Source organism: Arthrobacter sp. D5-1 (genome assembly GCF_017357425.1).
GTDB lineage: Bacteria > Actinomycetota > Actinomycetes > Actinomycetales > Micrococcaceae > Arthrobacter.
In genome coordinates, this window is record NZ_CP014572.1 from 101261 (window position 1) to 126552 (window position 25292).

The 25292-nt window shown below is 61.3% G+C and carries 20 protein-coding genes and 2 pseudogenes; 11 read left to right on the forward strand and 11 right to left on the reverse strand.

Annotated features, from left to right (window positions below):
- Positions 1–190: 190 nt before the first annotated feature.
- The 3 genes from AYX22_RS22495 to AYX22_RS22505 all read right to left on the reverse strand — a co-directional run bounded on the left by AYX22_RS22495 (position 191) and on the right by AYX22_RS22505 (position 2895).
- Complete coding sequence (locus AYX22_RS22495; protein WP_207597766.1) at positions 191–1282, reverse strand: calcium:proton antiporter; 1092 nt, start codon at positions 1280–1282, stop codon at positions 191–193.
- Positions 1283–1490: 208 nt separating this feature from the next.
- On the reverse strand, positions 1491–1739 hold the full coding sequence (locus AYX22_RS22500) for a hypothetical protein (RefSeq protein ID WP_207597767.1): 249 nt from the start codon (positions 1737–1739) through the stop codon (positions 1491–1493).
- Between the two features lie 85 nt (positions 1740–1824).
- A complete protein-coding gene (locus AYX22_RS22505) occupies positions 1825–2895 on the reverse strand; it encodes a TerC family protein (RefSeq protein ID WP_207597768.1) in 1071 nt (356 codons plus the stop codon).
- Positions 2896–3197: 302 nt separating this feature from the next.
- Here AYX22_RS22505 and AYX22_RS22510 point away from each other — a divergent pair, with 302 nt between their 5' ends.
- From AYX22_RS22510 to AYX22_RS22525, 4 genes are all read left to right on the forward strand, one after another.
- On the forward strand, positions 3198–4100 hold the full coding sequence (locus tag AYX22_RS22510) for a TerC family protein (protein ID WP_207597769.1): 903 nt from the start codon (positions 3198–3200) through the stop codon (positions 4098–4100).
- Between the two features lie 428 nt (positions 4101–4528).
- A complete protein-coding gene (locus AYX22_RS22515) occupies positions 4529–5875 on the forward strand; it encodes a hemolysin family protein (protein ID WP_207597770.1) in 1347 nt (448 codons plus the stop codon).
- Positions 5875–6933 carry a hemolysin family protein gene (locus AYX22_RS22520; RefSeq protein ID WP_207597771.1) on the forward strand — a complete coding sequence of 353 codons (1059 nt, stop codon included), beginning with the start codon at positions 5875–5877 and terminating at the stop codon, positions 6931–6933. The genes AYX22_RS22515 and AYX22_RS22520 overlap by 1 nt, the downstream gene beginning before the upstream one ends.
- A 197-nt stretch (positions 6934–7130) precedes the next feature.
- Complete coding sequence (locus tag AYX22_RS22525; protein ID WP_207597809.1) at positions 7131–7808, forward strand: DedA family protein; 678 nt, start codon at positions 7131–7133, stop codon at positions 7806–7808.
- A gap of 268 nt (positions 7809–8076) precedes the next feature.
- On the opposite strand, the gene AYX22_RS22530 is transcribed toward AYX22_RS22525, so the two are convergent.
- Positions 8077–8784, reverse strand: coding sequence for a hypothetical protein (locus AYX22_RS22530; protein ID WP_207597772.1), 708 nt, complete (start codon positions 8782–8784; stop codon positions 8077–8079).
- A gap of 116 nt (positions 8785–8900) precedes the next feature.
- Here AYX22_RS22530 and AYX22_RS22535 point away from each other — a divergent pair, with 116 nt between their 5' ends.
- On the forward strand, positions 8901–9989 hold the full coding sequence (locus tag AYX22_RS22535; protein WP_207597773.1) for an ATP-binding protein: 1089 nt from the start codon (positions 8901–8903) through the stop codon (positions 9987–9989).
- 60 nt (positions 9990–10049) lie between these two features.
- Entirely contained in the window at positions 10050–10643 is a 594-nt protein-coding gene (locus tag AYX22_RS22540; RefSeq protein ID WP_207597774.1) for a hypothetical protein, read from the forward strand.
- A 351-nt stretch (positions 10644–10994) separates the two neighbouring features.
- On the opposite strand, the gene AYX22_RS22545 is transcribed toward AYX22_RS22540, so the two are convergent.
- A complete protein-coding gene (locus AYX22_RS22545; protein WP_207597775.1) occupies positions 10995–12029 on the reverse strand; it encodes a serine hydrolase domain-containing protein in 1035 nt (344 codons plus the stop codon).
- Between the two features lie 1455 nt (positions 12030–13484).
- On the opposite strand from AYX22_RS22545, the gene AYX22_RS22550 reads away from it, so the two are divergent.
- Positions 13485–13868 carry an STAS/SEC14 domain-containing protein gene (locus tag AYX22_RS22550; protein WP_207597776.1) on the forward strand — a complete coding sequence of 128 codons (384 nt, stop codon included), beginning with the start codon at positions 13485–13487 and terminating at the stop codon, positions 13866–13868.
- Positions 13869–14122: 254 nt separating this feature from the next.
- Here AYX22_RS22550 and AYX22_RS22555 read toward each other — a convergent pair whose 3' ends face one another.
- The 4 genes and pseudogenes from AYX22_RS22555 to AYX22_RS22575 all read right to left on the reverse strand — a co-directional run bounded on the left by AYX22_RS22555 (position 14123) and on the right by AYX22_RS22575 (position 16346).
- Positions 14123–14503 (reverse strand): STAS/SEC14 domain-containing protein, encoded by a 381-nt coding sequence (locus AYX22_RS22555; RefSeq protein ID WP_207597777.1) that lies wholly within the window; start codon positions 14501–14503, stop codon positions 14123–14125.
- Between the two features lie 598 nt (positions 14504–15101).
- Positions 15102–15242, reverse strand: a pseudogene (locus AYX22_RS22565) (DUF4383 domain-containing protein); the annotation flags it as partial.
- Positions 15239–15790, reverse strand: a complete 552-nt coding sequence (locus AYX22_RS22570) for a MarR family transcriptional regulator (RefSeq protein WP_207597778.1) — start codon at positions 15788–15790, stop codon at positions 15239–15241. The gene AYX22_RS22570 and the pseudogene AYX22_RS22565, both read right to left, overlap by 4 nt.
- 91 nt (positions 15791–15881) lie before the next feature.
- Positions 15882–16346: a hypothetical protein gene (locus AYX22_RS22575; RefSeq protein WP_242703670.1), complete on the reverse strand. Its 465-nt coding sequence runs from the start codon at positions 16344–16346 to the stop codon at positions 15882–15884.
- Between AYX22_RS22575 and AYX22_RS22580 the strand changes: the two are divergent.
- Positions 16346–16966: pseudogene (locus AYX22_RS22580) on the forward strand (CorA family divalent cation transporter); the annotation flags it as partial. The gene AYX22_RS22575 and the pseudogene AYX22_RS22580 sit on opposite strands and share 1 nt — an antisense overlap.
- A 42-nt stretch (positions 16967–17008) precedes the next feature.
- Positions 17009–18156, forward strand: a protein-coding gene (locus AYX22_RS22585; protein WP_207597779.1) for an IS3 family transposase whose coding sequence is annotated in 2 segments (ribosomal slippage) — positions 17009–17282 and positions 17282–18156 — 1149 coding nt in all. Because the reading frame shifts where the segments join, the coding sequence is not laid out codon by codon here.
- A gap of 186 nt (positions 18157–18342) precedes the next feature.
- Here AYX22_RS22585 and AYX22_RS24355 read toward each other — a convergent pair.
- Positions 18343–18477 (reverse strand): hypothetical protein, encoded by a 135-nt coding sequence (locus tag AYX22_RS24355; RefSeq protein ID WP_278251960.1) that lies wholly within the window; start codon positions 18475–18477, stop codon positions 18343–18345.
- 425 nt (positions 18478–18902) lie between these two features.
- Between AYX22_RS24355 and AYX22_RS22590 the strand changes: the two genes are divergently transcribed.
- On the forward strand, positions 18903–19292 hold the full coding sequence (locus AYX22_RS22590) for a response regulator transcription factor (protein ID WP_207597780.1): 390 nt from the start codon (positions 18903–18905) through the stop codon (positions 19290–19292).
- A gap of 3 nt (positions 19293–19295) precedes the next feature.
- Here the strand turns inward: AYX22_RS22590 and AYX22_RS24260 are convergent, their stop codons facing one another.
- The gene (locus AYX22_RS24260; RefSeq protein ID WP_242703671.1) at positions 19296–22352 is read right to left on the reverse strand and encodes an Ig-like domain-containing protein; all 3057 of its coding nucleotides are present in this window, start codon (positions 22350–22352) and stop codon (positions 19296–19298) included.
- A gap of 595 nt (positions 22353–22947) precedes the next feature.
- On the opposite strand from AYX22_RS24260, the gene AYX22_RS22600 reads away from it, so the two are divergent.
- Positions 22948–25185, forward strand: coding sequence for a phytase (locus tag AYX22_RS22600; protein ID WP_207597781.1), 2238 nt, complete (start codon positions 22948–22950; stop codon positions 25183–25185).
- The last annotated feature ends 107 nt before the right edge of the window (positions 25186–25292 follow it).

Below are 25292 nucleotides of genomic sequence, written 5' to 3' on the forward strand. Positions count from 1 at the left end.
AGTCAGCCGCCCGCGATTGATTCATCCGATGCAATACGCAGACTAGTAGTTGACATAATATTTATTATCGGCCTCTGAACAACGGGAGCAGAAGTAGCTGCGGGAAGCTCCCGTCCACGGACGAAGCCGACGCAATCGCAAGTAACAACCGTCAGGGCTCGTGACCGGTCGCGATGCCTTTTTTAGGGTGTCAGGGGTTTATGGAGAGGAAGATAAAGGCGGCGAAGAGGATCAGATGTATGGTGCCTTGGAGTCTTGTGGCGCGGCCTGGTGCCACTGTCAGTGCCCCCACGATGATGGTGAGGGCAAGCAGAACCATTTGTGTCGGTTCGAGCCCGAGTGTGAGGGGTCCTTCCAACCAGATCATTGCCACGGCGATCGCCGGGATGGTCAGACCGATGCTGGCGATCGCCGAACCGTAGCCGAGGTTGAGGCTAATCTGCATTCGGTCCCGCAGCGCAGCGCGGGTGGCGGCCAGCCCCTCGGGCAGCAGCACCAGCAGGGCAATGACCACCCCGACGAATGATTGGGGGATGCCGGCCGCCGACACTGCAGCTTCGATCACCGGTGAGATTGTCTTGGCGAGGCCAACAACCGCCACCAGTGCTGCGACGAGCAGGATGAGGCTTGTCAGGGCCGACCGTTTTGACGGGGGCGTTGCATGTTCCTGGTCGGGGGGCGCTCCTGGGACAGTGGTCACGGGAAGGAAGAAATCGCGGTGGCGCACTGTCTGTGTCATCACGAATGACGCGTAGAGAACCAGTGAGGCGACGGCGGCGAAACCGAGTTGCGCGGCCGAAAATGTCGGACCGGGCTGGGCGGTAGTGAATGCGGGAAGCACCAGGGTCATCGTTGATAACGTCGCGACGACCGCCAATGCTGCGCCGGTGCCTTCGGGATTGAACCGGGCCAACCCGTGCCGCAGCGCCCCAACCAGAAGTGACAAACCTACAATGCCGTTGACGGTAATCATCACGGCTGCGAAAACTGTGTCCCTCGCAAGCGAACGGCTTTCCGGTCCACCCGAGAGCATCAGGGTAAGGATCAGTGCGACCTCGATAACCGTCACCGCAACGGCCAGAATCAGGGACCCGAAAGGTTCCCCCACGCGGTGTGCGATGACTTCAGCATGATGAACAGCGGAAAGGACCGCTCCGATCAACACCACCGCCACAGCCACGACAAGCAACGGAGCCAATGCCTGTCCCCAGGTCAACAGAAGCAGAATGCATGCAAGGATCGGAACCGCTACGAACCATTTATCCAGCAGGAAACGGACCAAGGGTTCCTCCTCCAGTTATCAGCCCGGCGGACTACGGATGAGCGTAATGGTCGGTTATCAGAGCGGTCCGCCAATCGCGACAAGCTAGTCTCCCACTTCGGCCTCCTCAGCGGTGACGGCGGCGATCGCGGAAGTTATCGTCCTAAGTGTAGGGGCGGCAGGCTGAGCCGGTCATCGAGGCTCTGGGTTTTGTCGGTGACAACGGCTGTCAGGTATCCGAAGCGGCGACTGCTCCGACGATCAGTAGGACACCAAAAGCCGTTCCGGCTAATCCAGTCATTCCGGCCCACTTGCGGGTCTTAGCTGTCCGAGCGCCCTCCTGCGCGTCTTCCGTCTGCCCGGGCATTTGCATTCCGCGCTGGCTCTTGGTAGCTGCGAAGGCCCAAACGACAAGCAGGGCAACCCCGATGTTAATGATCAACACACCGATGAGTACGATGCCAAGCGCCGGTTCCACGCGTTCTCCTATCTTGCGCAACGCCACTCCCGTATGAATCTGAGGCCACAGCGGAACGCTGACTTCACAGTTGCTTGGTGGTAATTCATTTTGAGATGTTTGCAGTGAACGTCTTATCGGGATCCTCGTCCCGGTCGTGCGGGCCAGCGGTGGTCACCGGTTCGCCGTGCATCTGTCTGCGGTCTTCCTTGTTCTCGTTGCCTCGGGTCTTGAGCAGACTCGCGGCGGTCGCTACGACGATGGTGGCGGTGATGAAGAGCAGCGAGAGCCAGATGGGGATCTCCGGCACCCACAGGAGCGGTTGCCCGTCGTTGATGAAGGGGAGCTCGTTGACGTGCAGGGCGTGGAAGACGAGCTTCACGCCGATGAAGGCGAGGATAACGGCCAGCCCCTGGGCGAGGTAGACCAGACGCTCGAGCAGGCCTCCGATGAGGAAGAACAACTGACGCAGACCCATCAGCGCGAACGCGTTGGCGGTGAAGACGATGTAGGCCTCGTTGGTCAGGCCGTAGATCGCAGGGATTGAGTCGACGGCGAAGATGAGGTCCACGAAACCGATCGCAATGATTGTGAGCAGCATCGGCGTGATGAAACGCTTCCCGCCCTGCATGACGGTGAGCTTGTCCTGGTGATACTCGTCAGTGACGGGCAGGACCCGGCGGACAAGTGTCATGAACTTACCGTCAGCGGGGTTGGACTCGTGGCTGCTGAAGGCTTGCCGGTAGGCCAGGACGAGGAGGAGGGCGCCGAAGATGTAGAAGACCCAGGAGAAGTTTTCGATCAGGGCCGCTCCGACGGCGATGAACCCGCCGCGCAGGATCAGTGCGATGATGATCCCGATCATCAGGACCTTCTGCTGGTACTTCTTCGGTACTGCGAATCCGGCCATTACGATGAGGAAGACGAACAGGTTGTCGATCGACAGTGCCTTCTCGGTGAGGTAGCCGGCGAAGTACTCGCCGCCGAACGTCCATCCCGAGACCGTGCCGATCCCCACCCCGAACAGTAGTGCGAGGCCGATGTAGAACGCGGACCAGCGGGCCGATTCTGCGATGGACGGCTCGTGGGGTTTACGGACGTGGGCGAAGAACTCGTAGACGAAGAACAGGATCGTCACGGCAATCGTGATGAGCCAGATCATAGGTGTGACCTGCATAAGGGGGGCTCCCAAGGGGTAGGCGTTGAACAAGAACGCCAAGGTCTCCTCCGCCCGGATGACACCGGAACTGTCGGCCCGAGATGCTTCAGTGCATCCGTATTGACGGGCCGATCACAGACGGGAGTACTCCCCTTGATAGGAAAATCATAGCCGGACCAAAACCGTCGTCCAAACCCACAGATCATGCCGCCGGTAGCACCCGGGACTGCTCCGGTCTTCCTTAGCTCGGGTCTTGGGCGCGAAGACGCGAAAACACAAACCCCATGAACTTTGCCGTGCATATTGGTTAAGCTGGCCGGATGGAACTGGCATTCGAGCTGACACCCGATTTGGCCATTGCGTTTGTGACCCTGTTCATCCTGGAGATCGTCCTGGGCGTGGACAACGTCATCTTCATCTCCATCCTGGCGAGCAAGCTTCCGGTGGAGCAGCAGGCCAAGGCCCGCAACCTCGGGTTGACGCTCGGCATGCTGATGCGGGTCGTCCTGTTGTTCGCAGCCTCCTGGATCATCTCCCTCACCGAGGATCTCTTCGAACTCTTCGGGATGGGGTTTTCCGGACGGGATCTGATCCTGCTGTTCGGCGGTTTGTTCCTGGTCTATAAAGCGGTACGGGAGATCCACGAGAAGCTCGAGGGTACCGAATCCCATGGCATGGGTGGGGCGAAGGCCGCCACGTTCGGTGCCGTGCTGGGGCAGATCATTATCCTGGACATGGTCTTCTCCTTTGACTCGGTGATCACCGCCGTCGGGATGGTGGACAATCTGCTGGTCATCATCGTCGCGGTGTTGTCCTCCTTTACCATCATGCTCTTCTCCGCGAAGTACATCTTCGCCTTCGTCAACCGGCATCCCACCGTGAAGATGCTCGCGCTGGCCTTCCTGGTGCTGATCGGGGTGTTCCTGATCGCCGACGGGTTCGAGGTCAAGATCGACAAGGCGCTCATCTACGGCCCGATGGCGTTCGCCATCGCCGTGGAAGCACTGAACCTGGCAGCCAAGCGGCGGCAGGAAAAACGCATGGGCAAGCCCATCGACCCTGTCCATCTGCGCCACGCCTACACAAAAGCAGATGACCGCGCCGCCATCGCCGCCGCAACAGCCCGCGGGCCCGAAGCCGGCGACGTCCACCTGTCCCGCAAACCGGTCACCGGCCGCATCATCGACGAGGACGGACACCAGGAACCTGCCGGGCTGGGATGACCCGATGGGGCCATCTGACCGGCCGGTTAGGCTGATCAGCTGGACTCGGCAGACAAGCTCAGCCCTGACCGGACGGCGTTCCATCCGTACGGAAGTGACCGCAGAATTGGTCGTTTCTGAGAGCTCGCAAGGCATCAAGTTCAGATCGTGACTTTTCCCTACCCATTGGGGTTGTTTGATGCGTACTGCCACCGCCCGCCCGGCAGGAAAAACTCGCGGGCAAGGGGGAACTCAGGCGCTGGCATTTTTTGAGGTGACGCCATCTGCTGGCAGAATTGATGGTGTCCACGGCGGCAGGCCGCGGACATTTTCTGTATCTGGATCCCTTGAGAGGAACCGATGTCTACTCCCGGTGACAGTCCGGGGCACAGTCCGTGCCCCCCGTTGATGCGTGAGAGCGCCTTGAACAGCAACGGGGGGTGTGGCAAGTGGAAGTAGCCTCAATCCTCGTCGGCCTATTACTGATCGTCGGCTGCGGTTTGTTTGTCGCCGCAGAATTCTCGCTGATCACCGTTAACCGGAACACGGTCAGGGAAGCCGCCGATTCCGGCGACAAGAAGTCCGTGGGCGTGCTCAAGGCGATGAACACGCTCTCGACCCAGTTATCGGGTGCCCAGCTGGGAATCACACTTACAAACCTCGGCATCGGTTTTCTGGCCGAGCCCGCAATTGCCGCCCTCATCGTCGGTCCGCTGATGGACGCCGGCCTCGCGGCCCCGGTGGCACGCTCTGCCTCGGTGGTCCTCGCCCTGATCCTGGCAACACTGCTGACCATGGTCTTCGGCGAACTCGTACCGAAAAACCTGGCCATCGCAAAGCCCTTGGCGACCGCGCGGGCCACCGCCGGCTTCCAGCGGGGCTTCAGTACCGCGACGGGACCGCTGCTGCGCTTTTTCAACGGCACCGCGAACAAGCTGGTCCGCGCCCTCGGCATCGAACCTCAGGAAGAACTCGCTTCGGCGCGCTCCCCCGAGGAACTCGCCTTCCTCGTGCGGCACTCGGCCCGGCAGGGCATCCTCCCCGAGGAGACCGCCGACCTGGTCCAGCGGTCATTCGCCTTCGGGTCCCGCCGCGCTCACGATGCCATGACACCGCGCACCCGGATGGTCACGCTGGCGCCGGAGCAAAGCGTCCAGGAAATGCTGCAGACCGCCGCCGAAACCGGACATTCACGGTTCCCGGTGATGAAGTCCGGCTCCCATGAGGTGCTGGGCATCGTGCACGTCCGACGGGGACTGGCAGTGGCCTTTTCCGACCGCGAGCAGACAGCTCTCGCCGATGTCATGGACAAACCCACCCTCATACCCGACACCGTCGAGCTCGATGACCTGATGGACACGCTTCGAGCCGGCGGGCTGCAGATGGCGGTCCTGATCGATGAAACAGGCGACATCGCCGGGCTGATCACCCTCGAGGACCTCGTCGAGGAACTGGTCGGCGAGGTCGTGGACGAACACGACCCTCAGGACGGCACGAGCGAACGGCTACCCTTCGGTCTCTGGCGTCTCGACGGCGCGCTGCGCCCCGACGAGGCGACAGCGATCCTGGGCCACACGGTGCCCGAGGGGACGGAGTACGACACTCTGGCCGGCCTGGTCACGCTTGAGCTGGGGCATATCGCCCGGCCCGGCGATGCCATTCAGATCGCCACGGAGCAGTCCCACGGCCACCCGGCGGCAACCGTTGAACTGCGCGTGGAGGAAATGGACGGGGCACGCATCGCCAAAATCCTGGCCACCGCCAGCCCCCGCAACGACGAAACAGAGGAACGCTAGTGGATACCGCCGGGATTATTCTGACCATCGTCCTGCTCGCCGCGAACTTCTTCTTCGTCGGGGCCGAGTTTTCCCTCATCGCCGCGCGGCGAAGCATCATCGAACCGTTGGCCCAACAGGGCGGGCGGTCCGCCCGGATCACCCTGTGGGCCATCGAAAACGTTTCTCTGATGATGGCCGGCGCCCAGCTCGGAATCACCGTCTGTTCCCTCGCCCTGGGCTACGTCACCAAACCCATGGTCGTCTACGCCCTGGAGGGGCCCTTCGAAGCATGGGGCGTCCCGGATGGCTGGATCGACCCGATCGCGTACGCCGTCGCCCTGTCCGTGGTGACCTACCTGCATGTCGTGCTCGGCGAGATGGTGCCGAAGAACATCGCCCTGGCCGGCCCGGAACGAATGGCTCTGGTCCTCGGACCGGTCCTGGTCGTCGTCGTGCGCATCCTGCAGCCGCTCCTGTGGCTGATGAACTCCATGGGTAACGGGATTCTGCGCCTGTTCAAGGTCGAACCGAAGAACGAAGTGGCCAGCGCCTTCACACGGGACGAAGTAGCGGGCCTGGTCGAGGAATCCCGCGAAGGCGGCCTGCTGGACAAACAGGACGAACGCCTCCTCCTCGGAGCCCTCACCTTCGAGGAACGCTCCGTGGAAAGTATCGTGATTCCCCTGGATAAGGTCACCACGCTGCCGCACGGGTGCACCCCGGACCAGATCGAACAGATTGCCGCCAACGGCTTCTCCCGTTTCCCCGTCCAGGCACTGACCGGTGAACTCACAGGCTACGTGCATGTCAAGGACCTCCTCGGCCTGGGCGCCGCGGACCGCAATCATCCACTGCCGACACACCGCATCCGGGATCTGCCCCGCGTGCATCTGGACGACGGCCTCCGCGTCTCCCTGCGCCGCATGCAGCGCGAAGGAGCCCACCTGGCCCTCGCCACCGACGAGGGCGGGAGACCCTACGGCATCGTCACCCTGGAGGACATGCTCGAGGAACTCGTGGGCCAGATCCGCGACAACAGCCGGGCATCCAGGACCGCCGCGCCCAGAACGGCTTAGGAAAGCCACGCTGACGCGGGACCAAAGCTATATCCACCCGCGTCAGCCTGCCCCCGGCGAAGGCTACAAAAAACAGGCACCCTGCCACCGGCAGGGTGGCACGTCCTGAGCCGCAACCCCGCGCCGCCGCGGCGGCCGGCCCTCCCCGGCGAAAATCCGCCCTATAACTGCCCGCTGAGGCAGATTGGAGACCAATGATGACAACCGTCGTTTTGCCTTTTTCTGTGCCCGAACACTCATCTGCAGCAGCAGGTCTGACTGGCGTCTCCCAATGGGCTGTGGAGCTGATGGAGGGAATCGGCGCGCCCGGTGCCGGACTGATCGTGGCACTGGAGAACCTTTTCCCGCCGCTGCCCAGCGAGATCATTCTCCCGCTGGCCGGCTTCACAGCCAGCCGGGGTAGCTTCAGCCTGGTCGAGGCGCTGCTATGGACCACCATCGGCTCAGTGCTCGGAGCATGGCTGCTCTACGGGATAGGCGCCCTCTTAGGCCGGGACCGGATGCGGGCCATCGCGCGCAGACTGCCCCTGGTGGATGTCGAAGATGTGGACAAAGCCGAAAACTGGTTCCACCGCTACGGGTACCGTGCGGTTTTTTTCGGCCGAATGGTCCCCTTGTTCCGGTCCCTGATCTCCATTCCGGCAGGGATCGGGCGGATGAGCGTGTGGAAATTCCTGCTGCTGACGCTCGGGGGAAGTTTGATCTGGAATACGGTATTTGTCCTCGCGGGTTTCTACCTGGGCGAGAACTGGCATCTGGTCGAGCAGTACGCCGGAATCCTTCAAAAAGCCGTGATCGCCGGCCTCGCCCTAGCCATCGTCTGGTGGGTGGCCGCGAAGATGACTAAGCGACGCGAGAAAGCCGACGCTACCTGAGTGAAGCCACCGGACGTCTTCTGGAATCCTGTCACGGGGCGGACGACCCTTCAGGACTTCATCTATCGCAGGAATTCACCATGTGTTCGGGCGGGGCCTCAACCCTGCCGAGGCCTGAAATTGGCGAAGCTCCAGTCAAATAGCGGTTGACCGGAGCTTCGGTCCATTATGTGCCGGTAAACCTGAGGATTACCTGTGAGGCTGGAGAGGGAATCTCGATTATCACCGTCTAAGAAAACCGTTGCAGACGGTGGGTATTTCCGGGGTTTCAGCGCACGTAGGGCGGGACGGAGGCGTCGTTGAAGGGCTCGAACCAGTCCTCGACTTTCATCGGTGCAAGGCCCAGCTGCATGTTCAGCTCGATGTCGCCTTCGAAGCCGTCCATGGCGTTCTGGTAGAGCATTTCGCTGTCTATGTCTTCGAGCATGTTTTGTTCCAGCATGCCCCGCCAGTCGCCCGGAAGGTCCAGGTCGTACAGGTCCTGAATGACTTCGACTTGGTCAAAAAGGCAGCGGAGCGCCAGTTCCTGGGCCACGCAGGACGGGTGGGTCCATCCCCGGATCAGTGCCCCGGTCATGTCCACGGCGATGACGAGGAACTGTTGGGTGAACCGGACGTCGTATTTATCGGCGTGCCGGGGTGGAAGTCCGGACAGGACGAAGGTGGTGGCGATGTCCTGGCGGTCGATCCGGTCGAGCTTCAGCAGGCCGTTGAGATCCTCGAAGAGCTGGTCTATTAGGACGGCCGATGCCTCCCAGAGGGATCCGGCCAGGAGCGTTGCCTGGAACAGGCTCTGGTCGCGCTGCTCCGGCGTGATTGAACTTATCCATTCGAGGTCCTCAGCGTCCAGTCGGTTCCGTTGGTCCTCTGTCAGGTCCTCCAGCCGGGGTTCGAAACCCAGCTGCTCTAGGCTTAGGCCGGTCAGGTCCTCGCCGACGTGGAGCGCGTGCTCGATGTAGTTCTCGTCCCCGGTCATGGCCCCGATGCTACCGCCTCCCCCGGGCCCGTCTTGCTTCAGGTCGAGGGGGCGGTCTATGGTGGCAGGAGTTTCACCACTTTCACCGGTTTCACCTAGTTTCACCCGAGGAGGGTATGGTGCAGAATCCCTTCAAGCCGACGGCCGGAGCGACGCCTCCTGAGCTGGTCGGACGGGCCGGGCTGCTGGACGATTTCGAGTATGGCCTGCAGCAGGGTTCCGGAGCCCCTGGGCTCTTGACTATCATCACCGGCTCCCGGGGCATCGGCAAGACGGTCATGTTGAGCGAAGCCGAAGGTATCGCCCGGAATCACGGGTGGGCTGTGATTTCCCGGACGGCCACGCCGGGCTTCCTCGCCGGGGTTGGTGATGACATGCTCCGCCTCCTTGATGAACTCGGGGACGGGCCTCCGTCCCGGAAGATCACCGCTTTTTCAGCGGCAGGGTTCGGACTGACGACCCAGCTTCCGCCGGAACGTGCCGTGGACTGGCGCCGGACCGGGAACGACCTGCTGCGCCTGCTGGACGCGAAAGGCACAGGACTCGTCATCACCATCGATGAGATCCATGCCGTCGACAGGGCGGAGATCGCCCAGCTGGCCGCCGACGTCCAGCACTTCATCCGCGACGGGCTGCCCATCGGCCTGATCTTCGCCGGCCTGCCATCAGCCGTGTCGGACCTTCTCAATGAAGGCGTTGCCACCTTCCTGCGTCGGGCCGACAGGATCAATCTTCATGAGGCAGCTATCGCCGAAGTCACCGCCTCGTACAGCGAGCTCTTCAGCCAGGGAGGCATCAGCATCTCCCCCGACCTCATCAACCAGGCCGCCGAAGCAACCGAAGGGTATCCCTTCCTGATCCAACTGGTGGGCTACTATCTCTGGCTGGAAGCCGACAGGGCAGGATGGAAACTCGACGTGACCAACGTTCAGCGTGGAATCGCTGCCGCCCAACGACGAAACACCTTAGTAGTCGTCGAGTCGGCACTGTCGGACATCTCAGACAAAGACCGCGAGTTCCTGAACGCAATGGCCGGCCAGGACGGCCCCTCTGCCGCCGGTCAAATCGGCGCCATCCTCAAAGCCAAACCCAACGTCGTGTCCAAATACCGCAACAGGCTCATCGCCGCGGGCCTGATTGAGTCTGCCGGCTACGGCAAAGTGGACTTCGCAATCCCCGGGCTCCGCCAATACCTCCGCGAGTAGATTGACAGAAGGGTGGATCTACGTATAGACGCTGTGGCCCTCACGTCGTAACCTCCAGACATGAGTTACCGGCTGTCTTCGCTCCTAAACGTAAGTCCTGTCGATGGACGTTATGTTTTCCTCCTGGTCGAATGGAATGACTTCGCCCATGGAGTCAAGGAAGAGCTGCACCGCCAAGCGGACGCTTTTGGACAGGCCATGCGTACCAACGGGGTATTTATCAGGGCATTCGAACGATCGACTGACGCCGTCGTTGAAGAAGTGATGGATAAGCAATGGCCAGCCGAAATTGCCGAGAGGTTCATGACGGACCAGGAGCCCATCATCCTGATATTCGACCGGGACTGGGCGGATTTTGATCCTAGGGAACATCCTTATGGAATCATTTGGGTTTCCGACTTCCAGGATGACCCAGCTGCTGTACGTCCGTTGCTTTCCGAGCTAGCAATGCGAACTGCCAGGGGGGATGACATAATCGCTTACCTACAGGAGGTCGCCGAGAAGGAACGACGCACAAGCGCCCTTGATGTTGTGGAGCGCGGCACAGGGTTGCTTGCCCGAATCGCCAGTTACGTAGAAATAAAGCCGGAAATCTTTGGCGTAGCGGTGGACCTAAAAGCCATCTTGCGGGACATGGCGGAGCGAAAGACATAGCGCAGAGCCTGCGGTTGGCCCCGGGTCATCAGGGATCCCGGACCGTCAAGAGGGGCTGACTCTAGACGTGCTGAAACCGTGAACCGGCCCCACGCCCGGCAAGTACTCTCGGGCGAAGTCACATGGAGCTCCCCAACAAGGACAGAGAGCACTCGCCGCTGCACATCCTCCGACAAATACATACTTCCAGCAACAAACCACGACCAAGCCACGGTGTTGGCAAGGCTATGAAGCCCTCCGGTTTTGGCGGTCAAGAGAAGCGTTGAACAGATCACTGCTACGCGGAAGGGGCACCAAGATGGGAACACGTCTGCCGCGATCATGCCCATCCTGCCCGTCGATTGGCGCGGTTTATGGGCAGAGCCGGTCCAGGGTCTCTTGGAGGGCAGAGACCATTTGGTCATCCCATAGGTTGAACTTGTCATCCGTTCTCGGATCCTCAACGGGTGCGGGCATCGGAGGTGGTATCAGGGTCATCGTGGCCTGGTACTGGCCATCGGTGCTCGCGACTGACGCGGTGCGGTAGGTCCAGAACCCGCCAGTACCGCCGAACCGGTGCTTATCGTCGCAGTCCTGGTTCCACTTCCAGAGCCCGAGACCGTACAGCGGGAAGGCCTCGGTCTTGGTCATTTCCCGGAGTGAGTCTTTGGACAACAGGTCCCCGCGAAACAATGCTGCGTAGAAGTCGTTGATATCGGACATGGTGGAAATTGCTCCGTAAGCAGGCGATCCTAGAACACCCGGTGATTCAGTGACATCAAGGCGTTCTCCGCCGTAGGTGATGTAGCCCCGGATCACTCCGGGTTCAGCAGCTGCAGCCTGATCTAGGGCTGTATCCTCCAGTTTCAGCGGATCAATAACGTCCTCGCGCAGCACCTCGGTAAACGGGCGGCCCCGCAACTTCTCCACGAGCTGCCCCAAGGCCATATAACCGGAATCGGAATAGCGGAAAGAGCCTACGTCCCGAGCCTCCCACGGCAGTTGCGCCGTAAGTTCCAGGGCCCGTTGTGTAGTGATGTCTTCTGCAATAACACTCGGGACGTCGGCGTCGGTTTTCTCGGTGGCGTCCCGGAAGGTGCGCATGCCCGAGGTGTGTCCCAGAAGCTGCCGGACGGTGATGGGGCCGGGTGGTTTGAGGACATTGGTGAAGCTGTCCAGGATGCCGTTCACCGGATCGTCCAGACCGATGAGGCCGTCTTCCACCAGCTTCATGACCGAGACGGCTGTCATTGACTTGGTGATACTCGCGATGAACACCTGGTCGTCCGGCGTCGTCGCTTCCTTCGACTCCAGGTTCCGGACGCCATATGCCCGGGACCACGTTCCTCCCGGCCACCTGACTTCCGCCACCACTGCAACAGAGCCCTGGTCCACAAAAGCGCGCATGGTGTTATCGATAGATCTGGTCGGCGGAGGCGCGGTGCCAAAGGAGGCCGGCGCGGGTACGGGTTCGGAGTAAGTGCACGCACCCAGTGCCAGCGCAGTTGTGGCCACTGCGCTAAGAAAAGGAATGAAGGACGTTTTCATGACGCCGCCTGATAAATGAAAGGGCTGAAGGGGGCGGGCCGCACACTACGCCGCTCCCGGTCAAGGGCTCCCCGGCGCATTAGTCCCAGCGCTTCAAGTTTAAGTACTGTGCCCTTGCCCGGTCGAGTGCCATTCCTGGGCTGTCTCCAGAGGAAGGCGAAGACGGCAGGCTTACCACCACTTCGTCAGCGCCCAGCCATTTTGTGCGCCGTTTCCGCCGTCGCCATCCTTACCGCAGCGCAAGCAACGCTTATACAAACCTCCATCCTCGGCATGTTCAACGTGCCAATGATGCCGGAGATTCAGCTTGCACAGCAGAGCCTGGATCATGGCCAACTCCGATCCGAATCGCAGCGCTCTAAAGTTCAATACTGGCCTTTAGACCGCCGCAATAGAAGACGAAATTAGTGGCCAGGCTAACGGGCAACCGGCTGCGCGTCTCCTGCCCAGAAACCACTGAAGAGGCAGTCCCGATCGTCTGAGTTAGGCAGCTTTCAAAAGCCTTCTGCCAACTCAACACAAACTCCACTAACCCGAGAGGGACCTCGGCTGTCCCCGGCCTGTTCAACCATAAATGAAGACGAGGGACCCTACGAGCACATGGTCTGCCCGCCCACAGCCAGGGACGCTTGTCATAGGATATCCAACGCTACTGCTGCGAGGGAGCCACTCTAACGGCCCCCAATCCCAGCCGTGGATAACCCGAATTGACTCCACCCATAGACGGATCAAAGGCGCCATCAGTTAGTCACGTGATCGTCAACCTGCCCTGAAGGCAGGTTGACGGAATCTCCATTATCGGCTCTTAAATAACTGGAGCAGAAGTAGCTGCAAAAACTCCCGTGCATGAACGCGGAACAGGCCTTGCCGTAGGTTGGTGGCTGATCCCAGCTGGCATCGGGCTCCGCCACGTGGGCTCGCTCTTGGTCTCAGGAATCTATGGAGTCAGCCCCCATCTCTCGACCCGCAAGCTGGTCGGTCTACCTCTGAGACCCGACCCTGTGTGGCTGGTATAGCAGCACACAGCTGCGTTCGAGCATCCGGGCCAACCTCAGCTCTGCTACAGCGGCCTCGGAATGCCGTTTACCGCCCGTTTGCTTGAGGGCCCCTGAAATCTTCACTTCTGATCCTCAAGATTGGTCATGACTTTTCCCAAGGATGAAGGCAATTTTGAGCTGCCCCCGAAGGATGTCCTCGATGGCGCCTGACCAGCGTGCTGAACGAAGTGCCCGCCCCGTATAGAGTCGGTGCGCCCGGTGCAACATGGGCTAGGGTCAATAGGTTGGGGACCGCAACTTACGTGGCAAGGATCCTATGGGCAGTATTGAGATCACGGACAAAGGCACTCTTGAACTCGCACATGGATTTTTGCGCTTGCGCTGGAGCGCAGGTCAGACCATTGGAGTGGATGAGGCTCACTGTGCTGCCGCGGCAGTAGACGCGCTCGGCCAGGGAGGTAGCCTTCCGATGCTCATACACGTTGAAAAAGTGAGCTTCACACGGGAAGCCCGCAAAGTATTTCCGACGCCGGGAAGCGTTTCACGCATTGCGCTCCTGGGTTCGTCTCCGGTGGATTATGCCATTGCCCTCTTCCTACTGAGGGTAAGCCCGCTGCCTTGCCCGGTCGCGTACTTCACCTCCTCAAGGAAGGCCATGACCTGGCTTCGCCGGGACATGGATCTGACCGCGGGCGGGTAAGTGCCCACCAGACACGCGTCTCAGGTGGCAGTATCTGTCGAGAAGAGCTCTTTCGTGGCGACGATGCACAGGAAAAACCCTCGCAGAAGCAAGGACTTAGCGGGAATTAGAGAACAACGAATGGTCGATCTCTGCCTTGACCTTCTGGCCTCGTTATGCTCTTGCGGCCGCCGAAGGGGTCCGAGACGGCACTGGCGTTCCATCCGCGCTTGATGTTTTTGGTATGCACCCGGATGACGGTTTAGATTCTCTCCTCAAGTTTCTTCGGGGGTCTTGAGCCATGTGAGGGCCTCATGCATCGAGCCAAACATCCGTGTGGGGCACGGCAGGGTGTGCCGGGCCTGGTAGTAGCTCATGAAGATATGATCCAGCGGTGAGGTTCCAAGGATGGCGACACGGGTGAGCGGCCATGGGCCGGCAAAGACGCTCATGGCCCTAAGGTCCACCCACTGGACTTCGGGGCTTTCAAGCAGGAGCGGATGCTCGCGCCCGTTGCAGAGCCTGTTGATGTTTTGCATCGCCTCAAGGGCATGCCTCTCCAGAATCACTGCTCCGGTGCTCCAGCGCAGGAACACGACGCCGTCTCTGAGTTCGATGTGGGCTGTCGGGGCGACGGGCGGTGGAGGAGACATCATGTCCTTCCCTGCCAGTTGCACATCTGGGCTCCTGCGAAGGGGCGCTATCTGGGTGCTGGAGCGTCGACACGATCCGTTCGGGGCCTGACCATGCATCGTACCCTGATTGGCCGATGTGCAAACACGCTGGATGGCCAAGCCATTGAAGGGATCACTGCCCAGAGCGGACAGCGGAAGGTGCGCTCCCTGGACACGGACGGATTCAGCCGGCCTTCCTGTCGGAGAGAGGAAAGCCGTTCACCCGGCCTCGGGCGTTGCCGTCCCACCAATGCCGGAGGTAGATGCGCGGCGTCCCCTTGGGGGCGGGTAACAGCACACTTCACGAGGACCTGAGGTCAACGGTGCTGGTCGATGTGAAAGTACTGCCTGACAGCGCATGGCCCGCCCTCCGAAAAATGGAGGCCGGGCCATGGGCGGTTAGGTGCACTGTCCCGGAGGCGCTCCGGAACCGGGCTGTAGTTATCGGTTGGTGCGGCCGTCGTCGTCGAGTTCGATGTTTTCCTTGCGGATTTCTTCGTTGACGGTGACGTTTTCGGTTACGGTGTCCTTGTCGAGGCGGACGTGTTCGACGGGGGACGGTTTCCTTCTGCACGCCCCGGTGGCCGGCGAAGGAAAGCGCTTGGTAGTTGCTGGTGATGCCGGGGATGAAACCGAGGACTCCGGCCAGCAGGAAGACGGCCCCTACTGCCTGGGCTGCTCGTTGGAGGGAGGTTTTGGGTCCGGAAGTCCGGTTCGTCATCGCCACGTATCTGCTCCTTTTTCAACGTGAAGTACCTGGGTTGGATCCTGCGTGTTGGTCGAATTTGAGGATGTTGCTGACCGGCGCTGTCTGGGTCCGTGCGGGACAAAACCGCTGGGCTCGGTGTTCCTGAGGTGGCGGATGTGTTGCTCCAGCTGGTGGCGGAACAGTGCTTCGTCTTCGGCTTCGGTTTGTTCCCCTTCGCGGACGAGGGCCTCAGCTGCTGAGAGGACGTTGCGCCCCTTTCCGGTGAGGCGGATGTCGGCGCTCCTGCCGTCCCTGGCCGGCTCTTTGATCAGCAGCCCCAGGCTTTGCAGGCGCCGCACGACCTTGCCCAGGCTTTGCCTGCTCACGCAGAGGATAGCGGCGAGATCGGCGGCGGTGGTGGGCTCCAGCTCGGCCGCGGTCTCCAGTGCGTCCAGTGATCCTGTAGTCAGCCCGAGCCGGGCAAGCCGACGGTTGAGCCGCCGCTCATTGAGCCGGGCAGCGACGCTGACGAGCCGGTATGTGGCCCACTGGTCAGGAAACGGGCCGGGTCGGGCCTTCATGTGCCGCGGCCCGCCCACAAGTGGTTGCTGGTCCGGGTCCGAAGCCCGCCCCGCCGAGTCGCGGGGCGGCTGCGTACCCTGTCCCGGGCGCTCACGTGCTTTGGACGGTGTCCTTGGCCTCTGCCGCGCGGTCTTTGACGTCCGTGACGGCGCCCTGGCTTTCGGCCTTGACGTTCTGGGCACCCTCGGCGGCGGTGGTTTTGACGTTGTCAATGGCTTCCTGGGCCGGTTCCTTCAAATCCTGAACCATGTCCTTGGCCGCGTAAGTGACCTGGGTGGCGAGGGGTTCGGCGGCGGTTTTGAGCTGCCGCGCTGCCTCGCGTTCCTTGGTGCTGGCGGGGATCAGGGAGGAGAGCAGCATTCCGGCGCCGAAAGCGATCAGGCCCGCGGCCATCGGGTTGCCCTGGGCCTTGGCCTTCACCTGGGACGGGGCGGCGGAAATCGCGTCACCGGCATCGGAGAGCTTGGCTGTGACAGATAATCGTCGTCTCTGGAGTTGCCAACTCGACCCAGCACCGAAAAATGCAGACCAGGAGCGACACGTGTAACCGGACACTGCTGGGTTTTGGCCCTGAAGCGGTCCTCTACGCCATCCTGGTCGCCGTTGTCGACGGTTATGCACCGGAGGTTTCGGGGCTGGACAATGATATCGATGAGATCGAAACGGAGGTCTTCAGTGGTGTCCCTGCCGTGTGTCCTGACGTATCTATGAACCGTCCCGCGAAGTCATCCAGTTCCAACGCTCCGCCCGCCCCCTGACCGGCATCCTCGCAGCCTTGGCGGGTGGGTTCACCAAATACGGTGTCCCCGATGACCTGTGCAGCAATACCTTCGGGACGTCGCTGACCACACAGCCCAGGTCAATGAACGGATCGACGGGTTCCGTCACTTGCTCCGGGACATCCTCACCGTCAACGCCACCCTCGTCGCCCAGCGCCAGAACCAGGCGATGAAGCACCTTGCCCAGTCCAGCCACGCCCAGAACGAGGAAATCAAAAAGATCTCAGCCTGGCGCCGATCCTGTTCGCACCACCACTGGTGGGCACCGTGTATGGCATGAACTTCGATTACATCCCGGAACTCCAATGGGAGTACGGCTATCCGTTCGCCCTGCTGTTGATGGCCGCGGTCAGCATCGTGGTTGGGTCCCCAGGTAGAAGTCCAGTGTTTGTGTGAGTTTCGTGTCCGAGAATGGACACAGGAGGAAATTCACGAATTATGGTACGCAGACACACCCCCGAGCAGGTCATCACCAAGGTCCGGCAGGGCCAGAAAATGCTCAATGACGGCCGCCCGATGGTCGATGTCATCAAAGAGCTCCAGGTCACCGAGGCGACCTGGTATCGCTGGCTGAACCAGTACGGGTCCGAGAAGAACGCCGAGGCATCCAAGCGGACCAAGGAACTGGAGAAGGAGAACGCCCGGCTCAAGCGGCTGCTGGCGGAGAAGGAACTGGCCATCGACATCCTCAATGAGGTGGCCAAGGGAAAATTCTGAGCCCCGAACCCCGTCGCCGTGCTGTGGGCATGGCGGTGAAGAAGTTCGGGGCGTCCGAACGCTTCGCGTGCGCGCTTCTGGGGCAGAACCGGTCGGCGTTCCGCAAGAAGAAGCCCGAGCTGGGCTTCGAGGAAGCCCAGCTCCGCGCAGCCCTGCGCGCCGTCGCCGGGCAGCACCCGGCGTGGGGCTGGCGGAAGGTGCGCTGGCATCTGCTGGCCCAGCCCGAGTGGGACGGCGTGGCACTGAACAGGAAGCGGGTGCGACGGCTCTGGCGCGACGAAGGCCTGGTCTGTAAGCCCGGGGCGCGGAAGAAGCGCCGGACAGGGCCCGGCGCCGGGGAACAGAAGCGCCTCACTGCCAAGTACCCGATGCACGTGGTCAGCTTCGATTTCCAGTCCGATGTGACCTCCTGCGGCCGGCACATCCGCTTCTTCAACGTCGTCGACGAATACACCCGCACCGCGCTGGCGATCATCCCGCGCCGGTCCTTCAAAGCCATCGACGTGGTCGCGGTGCTGGAGGACATCATCGCCGAAATCGGCACCGCCCCGACCTACGTCCGCTGCGACAACGGACCGAAATTCACCGCTGCCGCCCTCATCGAGTGGTGCAACACCGCCGGGGTCGACACCGCCTTCATCGACCCGGGCTCACCATGGCAGAACGGCTTCATAGAGTCCTTCAACGCCCAATTCAGAAGGGAACAACTCGCCGGAGAAATCATGGACACCATGGCCGAAGCGAAGTACTTGGCCGAGGAATGGAAAGCTATCTACCGTCATGAATGGCCCCACGGATCCCTGAACGGCATGACGCCGAAACGCTACTGGGAAAACTGGACGCAAGAAAACCAATTAGCTATCGCATAAGCGCTGGACTCCTAACGGGGGCCCAATCAATCGGACTCCACCGGATCTTTAGGAACCGCGACTGGATCTAACCGACTAAGAAACCGGCGCTCCGCGCAGCGGCGGGGAAGGTTCCGGCCCGTTGCGATGCCGGCAGCGCTCGGGTGGAAATGTCCGGACCTACTGACCGTAGTGTCCTTCCCGGCCCTACACTGAGCGGAGACTGAGCAGCCGGGGGGCTTGATGGAACGCCAGCATATCTGCCTGGTTATCGAAGATAACGACGACATCCGGAGTGATCCGCGCCGTCAGCTCTGCTGCAGCGGGCATCTTCGCTGCCACCGCTATTCCCACCTTGTCCCTGATCGCCCCGGAACCTCCAGATACACAGGCACTCTCTTGAACCAACACGGGCGCGGACAATATGGGACGGGCGCAGCAGGCGCCGGGAGCAGGCCGCTTTGCTGCATCGTGGACTGTCACCGGAACAGGGGCTGGCCCTCGGCCTCCCCCGGGCCAAGAGCCAGACCGAACGGTGGTTCCCCCCAGCACGCCTCAAACACCGCCATGTTCATAGTCGAACAAGGGATTGCCTTAGGCAAGGGACCACCGGGCTGTCGCCACGGCTTCACCACGTTGGCTCAAATGCTGGACCCTCACAAAATCCCATCGGGTGCGATTATTGCCGGGCAGTTGGTCGGCACGGCCGATGAGGGGCGCAAGTAGTCCGGTCCCGGAAAGAGCACCAGTTGGAGAGAGGAAGCAGGGTGGGCAGGCCTAGCGTTGTGGTGCTCATAGAAGATGATGCCGATATCCGTAATCTACTCACGGGCATGCTCGTACAGGCCGGGTACCTGGTCCATGCCGCGGCGACCGGGAGCGGCGGGATCGATCTCGTGTCCGACGCTGGCCCCGACCTTGTTATTCTCGACCTTGGGCTGCCCGATCTTGACGGACTCGAGGTCTTGAGCCGCATCCGGCCAATAACCGCCAGTCCCATCCTTATCCTCAGCGGGCGCACGGGAAGCACGGCGCAACTCACTGCTTTGTCGCTGGGGGCTGACGGCTATGTGACTAAGCCTTTCCGTCCCAAAGATCTGCTGGCGAGGATAAGCGCCGTGATGACCCGGCCCAGGATCGGCGACACCCACAGTTAGTACCTATTTGATGGTGAGGACGAGTTTGGGTGCGACGGTGCTGCCGGCTTCCTTGGAGTTGAGGTCCACGCCGTCGGTGCTGCTGGAGTCCATACCCAGTGAGAGCTGTTGGCCGAGCTCCCCGGCCAGGGCGCTGGTGGTCAGTGGGACGTTGTAGTTGGTGTTGGTCGTGGTCGGGCCGAGCGTGCCGATGATGGCCCCGAGCACCGGCCGGTTGGTGTAGGTGATTCCGCCTTCGGTCCAGCTGTCATCTGCGACCAGCTTGACGTTCTGCTTCCCCGTTGACCCGCTTCCGGCGCTGCGCAGCTGCAGCGTCGCACTTTCGACCGTCCTGCCCGCATACGCTGACAGGTCGAACTTCAAGTACGAGATCTCCACCGTGTTGGCATCCACACCCAGGACGGTCCTCGTGCCATAGTTGGTCCCCGTCGTCGTCGACCCGCCCGAGACGAAGCTGTCAGCGGTGGCCGTAAGCGTTACGGTTTGGGAGGTGCCGGTGCCGGCGGAGGCGGTGGTGAACGTCCAGGTCTTGTCCGAGGCCAACGCGTTGCCGGCAGCATCCTTCACCCCGCCGGCACCGCCCTTGATCGTGGCCGTGTACGTCGTGCCAGCAGCCAGATCCGTGCCCGGGTTCAACGTCGCCACCTTGTCCGTGCCGTTGTAGGTCACAGCGGCCGGCACCGTCGTGGTCCCCGTCGTCAACGTGAAGGTGGCCGGGGTGATCGTCGAGGCATTCATCGCCTCCGAGAACGACCCCGTCACATCCGTGCCCACCGCCACACCGGTAGCCCCGGCAGCCGGTGACGTGGCCGTCACCGTCGGAGCAGCCGTATCACCCGGCGGTGGCGGCGGTGGGGCCGTACCACCCCCACCGCCACTGCTGATGGTGAGGACGAGTTTGGGTGCGACGGTGCTGCCGGCTTCCTTGGAGTTGAGGTCCACGCCGTCGGTGCTGCTGGAGTCCATACCCAGTGAGAGCTGTTGGCCGAGCTCCCCGGCCAGGGCGCTGGTGGTCAGTGGGACGTTGTAGTTGGTGTTGGTCGTGGTCGGGCCGAGCGTGCCGATGATGGCCCCGAGCACCGGCCGGTTGGTGTAGGTGATTCCGCCTTCGGTCCAGCTGTCATCTGCGACCAGCTTGACGTTCTGCTTCCCCGTTGACCCGCTTCCGGCGCTGCGCAGCTGCAGCGTCGCACTTTCGACCGTCCTGCCCGCATACGCTGACAGGTCGAACTTCAAGTACGAGATCTCCACCGTGTTGGCATCCACACCCAGGACGGTCCTCGTGCCATAGTTGGTCCCCGTCGTCGTCGACCCGCCCGAGACGAAGCTGTCAGCGGTGGCCGTAAGCGTTACGGTTTGGGAGGTGCCGGTGCCGGCGGAGGCGGTGGTGAACGTCCAGGTCTTGTCCGAGGCCAACGCGTTGCCGGCAGCATCCTTCACCCCGCCGGCACCGCCCTTGATCGTGGCCGTGTACGTCGTGCCAGCAGCCAGATCCGTGCCCGGGTTCAACGTCGCCACCTTGTCCGTGCCGTTGTAGGTCACAGCGGCCGGCACCGTCGTGGTCCCCGTCGTCAACGTGAAGGTGGCCGGGGTGATCGTCGAGGCATTCATCGCCTCCGAGAACGACCCCGTCACATCCGTGCCCACCGCCACACCGGTAGCCCCGGCAGCCGGTGACGTGGCCGTCACCGTCGGAGCAGCCGTATCACCCGGCGGTGGCGGCGGTGGGGCCGTTCCGAGCGGCCGGTCCGAGTACCAGTAGCGCGAAGTGCTCTTGTTGGAGGCCATGACCACAACGCCCGTGGTGGCGTTGACGCTCTGTTTGGTGGTGGTGACATTGTTCATGCCGGCCGATGCGCCGTCCTGGATCACCGGCGTTCCGCGGCCGCTGCCGAAGACAGGGTTGTCCATGGACGCGGTCTTCTCGTAGATACTGCCGGGCATGCCCGAATACGCGCAGCCTGATACGGAGGTCGACGGCGCCGTGTAGAACGCCCTCACCTGGTTGTTGGCCGTATCGAGCAGGATTTGCGGCCGGGAAACGCAGTCAGCAATGGTTGCGATGGGGGACTTCGTGAATGCACCTGTTCCGGGTTTGAAGACCAGCAGCTGCAGCTGGGGCAGCGTCTTATCCGAGGAGGTTTCATCGAGGCTGGTCTTGACCGCGGCGTAGACGCGTCCTGCCGAATCAGCCAGGAGTGCTTTGAGGTTCAAATGGTCATCTGCCTGGCCTTTGCCCTGGACGGCGGGCTGGACCTTCCATGAGGATGCTGCAGTGGGGGAAGTCCCGTCGGTGCGGGTGGCCCAATACACGGTTCCCGCTGATTGGTCGCTCCACATCACGCCGATCTTCTTGCTGCCATAGGCAACAACGGCCGAGATGTCATCCGGGGCGGGGTTCGGGTCTGCAACAGGCAGGACGAACGGGGTCCCCCAGCTGGTCCCGCCCGGGGCGGAGGAGTTCACGTACACGCTGCTGGTGTAACCACTGGTTGAACTCCCGGACACCTGAGTCCAGGTCGCCCATACAGCACCGGTGGTGTCCTTGTCGATGGTCAGAGACTCGCTGCTGTTGTTGTTGATGTTTGCGGGGAAGCCCGTGTCGAGCGTGTACTTGCCGGCGGCGTAGCTGTACCTGTACAGCTTGGCCGGCTGGCCCGAAAGCGAAGGTTTTGGGCTGCTTGAGGACACCGTCACCACATGGGAAGCGATGTACAGCTTGTTCCCGTCCCACAACGTATCCGCCGAGGCAGTGCTGCGGGTATCGTTCGTAACCCCGGTGCTCACCCAAGCCTTGGTAGCCCGATCCAGCCGGTAGATCTGCCAACCGGTCCCGGTGGTCCACATATCCGCCCACCACGACCCGTCATTCCACCACAGCTTGCTCTGTGGCTTATCAGCGGTAGGGGGGTTAGCCAGACCGGAGTAGCTGATGCTCTGGTACCCGTAATTCTCTGCGGCCTGGGCACTGCTAACTACTGCGATCAGGCTGACAAAAAGGGCAACTGTCAAGGCCAAAGCCTGGGCGATCAAAGCCATAGGCGCTTTAGCTCTTGGCATCTCCGGAGTCCTTGCTGAAGAAACATGCACTGGCGGCACCCCAACTGTGCCGGACGGTCATTGTTGACCGTCAAGATGAGGACAAGGTAGTCCTTGCTTCTTGCCGGGGGCAATGGGGTTTTCGGGGCGAAGAGTCAATAGGGAGTTGAGGGCTTCCTTGCTACTCTGAACCTGCGGAGAAAAGCTAGTTTTGGGGTCTGCTGCTCCGGTGCTGGTCACACCGTCTCCTGGCTCATTTAGCTTCCGAATGACCGGGCAAAGCGCTCGTAATCCAGCATCCAAAGAAGGCGCCTGACAACGAAGTGCAGCTAGGCGGACCGCAAAAAAGAGGGGGACTTGGTCATTGACCGGTCTCAACGGTCAGAGGATACTAAAACTTAGCTTGCTGGGCTGGGACACTGGCTTGATCTAAATCAGGGCCCTTAATCGAGTGCCTGTTTATTTCATTCAGAATTCAAATGACGTCGTTTTACGCGCTGCGGCACCGATCGCTCATCGTCTGTAATCGTCGTCACCGAGACGGCTGAATTTGGCCGGCCGGGTCCGACCTCGATGCGAGCCACGAATGTGCCAGGGGCTCGCTTTAGGAATGCGCATGCTCCGTCACTCCCGACTTTTTCTTGTGACGCTGCTCGCATTGGTGACTATTGGTGCATTGGCTTTGATCACTCTCGGACTTAATACGGCAGTCGCCGCCCCCACGACTGTCACACTCAACCCGGTAGCTGACACCTATGTTTACGCCAAGTCGCCTAACAGCAACTATGGCCGCGCAACATCTTTAACGGTTACACAGAGCACCTACCGGGCGTTGGTGCGGTTCGACGTTTCGCTCCCGGCGGGCAGCACCATCACCAACGTGAGCCTCCGGCTCTATTCGAATACCTCGGTGAGCGGGAGCCTGATCGTGCACCCGGCCAGTAACGACTGGGGTGAGACGACCGTGACATCAGCAAACCAGCCCCCCTGGCAGACAGCTGAACTGGGCAGGACGGGCGTGCTGCGCTCTAAGCAATACGCAAGTGCGACCTTGCTGACGGGCGCCGTCAGCAGTTCTGGCAGCGTTAGTTTCGGGCTCAACACAACTTCAGGGGTTAAGGCAAGCTTGGCCTCTCGGGAGGCGACGCAGCGGCCCCAGCTTGTCATAACCTACGATCCGCCAGCCGCCCCCACGCCGACCCCTACGGAGACAGCGACGCCTACGCCAACTCCCACGCCCACGGAGACAGCAACGCCCACGCCAACCCCGACACCGACGCCGCCGCCATCAGACGCCAACGCGCCCAAGAATGTTCGTCTTGATCCTGGTTACACCACGGATCTTCAGCACAGTGCCCGGTTCCTCTGGGATGCGGTGCCGAACTCCACAAAGTACCGCCATTACCTCAACGATGCGCCCATCGCCAATGAAGATGACACCAGTACCAGCGAAACGGTCGAGAACCTCCAGCCAGGAACGGCATACACGTTTACCGTCGGCGCCTTCGTCGGCGGCGTAGAGTACAAGTCCGCCCCCTTCAGCTTCACCACAGCCGGAACAACACCAACCCCGACACCGACGCCGCCGCCATCAGACGCCAACGCGCCCAAGAATGTTCGTCTTGATCCTGGTTACACCACGGATCTTCAGCACAGTGCCCGGTTCCTCTGGGATGCGGTGCCGAACTCCACAAAGTACCGCCATTACCTCAACGATGCGCCCATCGCCAATGAAGATGACACCAGTACCAGCGAAACGGTCGAGAACCTCCAGCCAGGAACGGCATACACGTTTACCGTCGGCGCCTTCGTCGGCGGCGTAGAGTACAAGTCCGCCCCCTTCAGCTTCACCACAGCCGGAACAACACCAACCCCGACACCGACAGAGCCTGTTGTGCTGCCGGCCCTCGAAACTGAGAGTTTCTCAGGCTCGGGGGACATTGCAGATGACTCCGCCATTTGGGTTGACCAGACAAATCCCGCCAATAGCGTAGTGATTGCTGACAAGAAGTCGTCCTCAGGCGGCGGCATTGGCGTGTTCGGAATGGATGGAAAACTCATCCAGTTCCGTGGCGACGGAATGATTGGCAACGTCGATATCAGAACCGGATTCCCACTGGCTGGACAATCGACCGTGCTGGTCGGGGCAAATAACCGCACGAACAATACGATCGCGCTTTACACGCTAAATACCGCAACCAGAAACCTCACATCGGTCGTCGCCCGGAGCATTGCAACCTTTTCACCAAACTACGGTTTCTGCCTCTACCGCAGCAGTGCCACCGGCAAGTTTTATGCTTTCATCACACCCTATGTCTCAGGCAACATCCAACAGTTCGAACTTTTCGATAATGGAGCTGGCATGGTCGACGCCACCCTTGTCAGGACCTTGCCCATCAGCAGCATCACTGAAAGCTGCGTCGCCGATGATGGACTCGGCCATCTGTATGTGGCCCAGGAAGACGTGGCCCTCTGGAAGTACGGAGCCGAACCAGGCTCTGGCGGAGGCCGTGTGGCCGTCGATACTGCCGGCGGTGGCCGACTAGTAGCGGATATTGAAGGGCTGACTATCGAGTACGGCCCAAACGGCACGGGTCGACTCTTCGTCTCCAGCCAAGGCGATTCCAAAATCGCGGTCTATGACCGTGCTGGAACCAACGCCTTCCTTACGAAATTCAGCGTAGGGGCCAACGGAACCATAGACGCGGTGACCCGCACGGATGGTCTCGACGTCACCCCCCTGAATGCCGGTCCTGGGTTCGAGAACGGGCTCCTCGTAGTTCACGACGAGACTAATACGGGCAGCACATCATCGAACCTTAAATATGTACCGCTGGACGCGGTGCCCGGATAACCAACCATCGGGTTCCGTCAGAGGAGACCAGTTAGGGGCTTGTATCTCTTAAATACCCCCTGTCGAGGTTGGGTGGTCGTCGTTTACGGTGGCCTTGGGAGGGGTCG